Here is a 3978-nt window from a genome sequence, read left to right as displayed (position 1 = left end):
GGCGGTACGTACGCCCGCTCGGGCGCGTGAGCGCCGTCGCCCAGCCACACGGCCGCCGCGGTACGGTCCACCAGCGCCGCGCGGGCGGCGGGCGGCAGCCGGTCGTCCAGGACGGTGAACCCCGCTCCGGCCTTCAGGGCCGCGAGCATGCCGAGCACGGTGCGGGCGGGGTCGCCGAAGGCCAGGCCTACCAGCTCGCCCGGGCCGGCGCCGCGCCCCGCGAGGGAGGCGGCCCAGGCGTCGGTGAGCCGGTCCGCGTCCCGGTACGACAGCACCCGGTGCGGGGTCACGAGCGCGGGCCGGGCGGCGTGGTCGCGTACCGACCGGTCCCACAGGTCGAGCACGTCGGGCACGTCGGGCACGTCGGGCACGTCAGAACCGTCGGCCACGTCGGCCACGTCGGCCACGTCGGCCACGTCGGCCACGTCGGCCACGTCGGCCACGTCGGCCACGTCGGCCACGTCAGAACCGTCGGGCGCGTCGGGCCCGTTCACGGCGCTCACCGCCCGGCCCCGCGTTCCCGCAGGAACGCCGACAGCCCCGTGAGGCCGGCCCGGAAGTCCTCCTCCGGGCCGCCGAACCCGAGCCGGGCGCCGTGCGGCATGCCGAAGGCCGTACTCGGCACCAGGAGGGTGCGGTGGCGGGCGAGCAGCTCCAGGCAGAACCGCTCCACCGCCTCCGGCCCGGCCGCCGCCCGCTCCAGCTCGTGGAAGACCGGCAGCGCGCAGACGCCGCCCTCCGGCGGGGTCCAGCGGACCAGGTCCTCGTGCTCGGCCATCCATGCCGTCAGGTGCGCGAGGTTGCGCCGGGCCTCGGCCGCCCGCCGGCCGATCAGCTCGTCGGCGTGCCGCATGGCCCGCTCGGCGACCAGCTCGACCAGCGGCGAGAGGAACAGCGTGGTCCGGTCGCGCAGCGGGAAGGTGGCCGTCAGCAGCTCCTTCGGCGCGACGGCCCAGCCCACCCGCAGGCCGGGCAGGCCGAACGTCTTGGAGAAGGTGCCGTAGGACACCGTGTCGCCGCCGTCGGCCCCGGGGTCGGCGAGCACCTCCCAGCGGTGGGCGATCTCGGCGGTGGCGGCGTCCCAGACCAGCACGGCGCTGGTGACCGCGGTCCGCTCCTTGAGGGCCTTGAGGCCCTGCGGGGAGAGGGTGACGCCGGTGGGGTTGTGCGGGAAGTTGACGATGACGGCCGCGGTGCCGGGGGTGACCACGTCGGCCAGTACCTCCGGGTCGATCTCGCCGTCGCGTACCGCCCGGGCGGGCAGCACGACGACGTCGCAGCCGGCCGCCCGCGGGTAGTGGCCCAGTGAGTGGTAGATGCCCTCCTGGACGACCACCCGGTCGCCCGGGTGGAGCAGGGCGCTCAGCGTCAGCGCGATGGCCTCGCTGGAGCCGTGGGTGACCAGCACCCGGTCGGCGTCCCCGCCGGCGTACCGGTCGGCGACGGCCTGGCGGATGCCGGCCCCGCCCTGCGAGACGCTGTCGTCCATGACGACGGCGTCGAGGTCCGCGGCCGGGATCCGGCACAGGTCGCGTATCTCGGCGAAGGTGTACGGGTGGACCCCGCTGGAGCTGATGTCGTGGATGTCCGGGCCGAGGTGCCGGCGGTACCACTCCTCCAGCACCGGAGGGTCCTCACGCCGTGGACGGAGACTGCTCATGGCTGTGCGACTGTCCCTTCTCTACCCTTGACGGGCTTCCCGCCACCAGCGCTGCCCGGAGAGCGGGAGCGTGTCGATGGGGTCGTAGTAGTGGTACGAACCGCTGTGGGCGTCCGGGTCCGCCGCCTCCAGCGGGGTGAGATAGCTCTTGCTCCAGTGCGACACCCCGAGCTCGCGGTCGTAGGAGTCGGCCTGGTCCACCCACCGCTTGCCGGCCATCGGTACGTCGCACACGATGCGCGGGGTGGCGAACCCCGGGAGGTAGCCCATGATCTGACGCTGGATCAGCTGCGCCCTGTGCAGCGGCACCCGCCAGTGCTCGGCGTTCGGGATCATGTCGCACATGTAGAAGTAGTACGGAGTGATGCCGGCCTGGTCGGCGAGCGCGAAGCACAGGTCGAGCAGGTCGTGCGCGCTGTCGTTGATCCCGCGCATCAGCACGCCCTGGTTGCGGACGTCGTGCAGACCGGCGCCCAGCAGGGCCCAGGCCGCCCGCGCCACCCCGGGTGTCACCTGCTGCGCGGCGTTGGCGTGGGTGTGCAGCGCGACGCGCACCCCGCGGGAGCGGGCCTTGCGGGCGATGCGTTCCACGCCCTGGAGCACCGGCGCGGAGTTCCAGTGCTGGGGCAGTCCGACCAGGCCCTTGCTGGCGAGCCGGATGTCGCGGATCGATTCGATGTCCAGCAGGCTGTCCACGAAGCGTTCCAGCCGCGGCCAGGGCAGGTTGGCCAGGTCGCCGCCGGAGACCACCACGTCCCGGATGCCGGGGGAGGAGCGCAGGTGCTCCAGGATCCGCTCGGCCCGGTCGACCGGCTTGAGCTGCAGCTTGTTCTTGGCGACCTGGGGCGTGGAGTTGCCCACCAGGTCCATGCGGGTGCAGTGCCCGCAGTACTGGGGGCAGGTCGACAGCAGCTCCGCCAGCACCTTGGTGGGGTAGCGGTGGGTCAGCCCCTCCACCACCCACATGTCCTGCTCGTGCAGCGAGTCCCGGCTGGCCATCGGGTGCGAGGGCCAGTCCGGGTGCCGGTCGGAGAACACCGGCAGCATGTAGCGGCGCACGGGGTCGTCGTAGAACGCCTTGGTGAGCTCGCCCGGGCGGGCCGCAGCCGCCTCCGGGGCGATGGTGTTGAGCATCTGGGGCGGCAGCAGCACCGACATGGTGGCGCGGTGCAGCCGGTCCTGCTCCCAGTCCTCGTAGAACTCCTCGTCGAGCAGGTCGCCGACGACCGCGCGCAGTCCTTTCGCGTCCTTGACGCAGTGCGCGCGCTGCCACTGCGGGTCCGCCCACTCGGCCTCGGTGACTTCACGCCATCCGGGGAAGCGCCGCCAGTCCGGTTCCACGAGCGGACTGCTCCGGTACTCGTAGACGCCTTCGAGAGCCGCTGATTCCGTCTGGCTGCGTGCTGTGTCCACCAACCCGCCACCCATTCCCGTCGGTTTCGGCCGTATCGCCTGACAGCAACCGATCTTGCAGAGCGCCGACGTTGTACACGAGGGCCGGTTGTACGGGGTGCCGGGCAGGGGTGCCCCTGTACAACCAGACGCCGAAGGCGGATAGTTGTACAGGGCACGGGGTGTTGGCGGCCTTGTACGGCAGGGCCCGTACGACGCTCGTACGACGCACATCGGAATGTCCGGGAAACGCGCCCGGACGGGCGGCCTGGCGGACGAGGTTAGGGCAACCTTATTCGGACGAACCGGCACCGCAAGTGGCCGGAATCATCGGCTGACGATTGATCGATTTGTCAGTGGCATGTACCAATGTCCGAGAGGTCCGGTGCGGCGCTTTCCCGCCGCCTCCGAGGCCTCGTGACCGGTTGTCGCGCCGGACCCGTGCACCGCCGACCAGGTTGTACGGCACGACTGAACATGCGCTTCGCTCGACACCATCCATCACCAGGGGAGAAGCATGCCCAGGCCAGAGCGGTCCTTGGACCCCACAGCCGGACCGCTGGAGGAATTCGCCAACGAACTGCGCGGACTGCGGAGACAGGCCGGGAACCCCTCGTACCGCACCATGGCGAAACGCGCCCACTACTCCGTGGCCACGCTCTCGGAGGCGGCACGCGGACTGCACAAGCCCTCGCTGAAGGCGACGCTCGCCTACGTGGCCGCCTGCGGCGGCGACCCGGAGCCGTGGACCCGCCGCTGGCACCGCCTCAGCAGCGCACTGGAGGGACGCGACAGACCTGCCCGGGGCCAGCCGGGCGACGCCGGCCTGTTACCCGCCCAGCCGGCCGCCGGCCGCCGCCCCCCGCAGGGCGAACCCGCCACGGCGGCCGGTCAGGCCGGTCAGGCCGGACCGGCCGGCCCGGCCG

At 72.5% G+C, this 3978-nt stretch carries 4 protein-coding genes; 1 reads left to right on the top strand and 3 read right to left on the bottom strand.

Annotated elements, in window-relative coordinates; translation table 11 throughout:
* From GPJ59_RS34390 to GPJ59_RS34380, 3 genes are all read right to left on the bottom strand, one after another.
* Window positions 1-461: AMP-binding protein (locus tag GPJ59_RS34390; RefSeq protein ID WP_308120646.1), on the bottom strand; the 461-nt coding region annotated here is incomplete at its 3' end.
* 38 nt (window positions 462-499) lie between these two features.
* Window positions 500-1624 carry a capreomycidine synthase gene (vioD, locus tag GPJ59_RS34385; RefSeq protein WP_308120645.1) on the bottom strand — a complete coding sequence of 375 codons (1125 nt, stop codon included), beginning with the start codon at window positions 1622-1624 and terminating at the stop codon, window positions 500-502.
* Between the two features lie 57 nt (window positions 1625-1681).
* The gene (locus GPJ59_RS34380) at window positions 1682-3073 is read right to left on the bottom strand and encodes a KamA family radical SAM protein (RefSeq protein WP_219671922.1); all 1392 of its coding nucleotides are present in this window, start codon (window positions 3071-3073) and stop codon (window positions 1682-1684) included.
* A 496-nt stretch (window positions 3074-3569) separates the two neighbouring features.
* Here GPJ59_RS34380 and GPJ59_RS34375 point away from each other — a divergent pair.
* Window positions 3570-3978, top strand: a 409-nt coding sequence (locus GPJ59_RS34375; RefSeq protein ID WP_219671920.1) for a helix-turn-helix domain-containing protein, incomplete at its 3' end; no start/stop codon positions are given.

The organism is Streptomyces bambusae (assembly GCF_019400985.1).
GTDB lineage: Bacteria > Actinomycetota > Actinomycetes > Streptomycetales > Streptomycetaceae > Streptomyces > Streptomyces bambusae_A.
Note: the sequence above shows the minus strand (reverse complement) of the source record. Positions and strands in the feature narration are given on the sequence as shown.